Below are 743 nucleotides of genomic sequence, written 5' to 3'. Positions count from 1 at the left end.
CAACGGCAGGCTGGAACACCTTCGCGGCATCGCGCTGGGCTTCCGCAACCTCACCAACTACCGACTGCGGTCACTCCTCGAAGCCGGCGGCTTCCGACCCCTCATCCACTCTCTTTCGTGAAGAGCCCATTAACGACCCGGTAAGCCGGACGGGGGCCTTCTTCGCGGTTGAGGCCAAGCAGTAACGCGCCGACGGTCGCACGATCGGGTGGTCGTGGCCACCCGATCGGGCGGACGGCTGCTGCCTCGACAAAGGCCTTGCTCCTGACCGGGTGTACTTGCCCGGTGGCATGATAGGGCGCGTTTATGTCAGCCGGCCTAGGGCGTGTCTCGCAACCCTTGCGGGGTGTTTCGGGCACGGTAGTTCGCGTGGCGAGATCTCCGGTGTTGACCGATGAGGACTGGGCTCGGTTGGCGCCGTTGATGCCCCGAACAGGAGCCAAGGGCGGCCGGCCGTGGGCTGACCACCGGCTGATCGTGGAGGGCATCGTGTGGCGCTACCGGACGGGCTGTCCGTGGCGTGACCTGCCCGCCGAGTTCGGGCCCTGGCAGACGGTGTGGGCCCGGCACCGGACCTGGAGCGAGGACGGCACGTGGGACAGGATCCACGCCATGCGGTGCTGTCAGATGGTTTGTGTAAGCGGTCCTTCTACCGGAAGGAACCATGATGAGTGTTGTGACCGATACGACGAATCATTCGAACAGGCTGTCTGCTGCCGAGCGACGTGCTTTGCGGGCTGAGG

1 pseudogene is annotated in these 743 nt (G+C 65.3%); it reads left to right on the top strand.

The features are described 5' to 3' along the window. Positions 1–369: 369 nt before the first annotated feature. Positions 370–612 (top strand): annotated as a pseudogene (locus tag H5397_RS18625) (transposase); the annotation flags it as partial. Between the last annotated feature and the right edge of the window lie 131 nt (positions 613–743).

It is taken from the genome of Propioniciclava sp. MC1683 (genome assembly GCF_014164675.1).
In the GTDB taxonomy this organism is placed as follows: domain Bacteria; phylum Actinomycetota; class Actinomycetes; order Propionibacteriales; family Propionibacteriaceae; genus Propioniciclava.
Note: the sequence above shows the minus strand (reverse complement) of the source record. Positions and strands in the feature narration are given on the sequence as shown.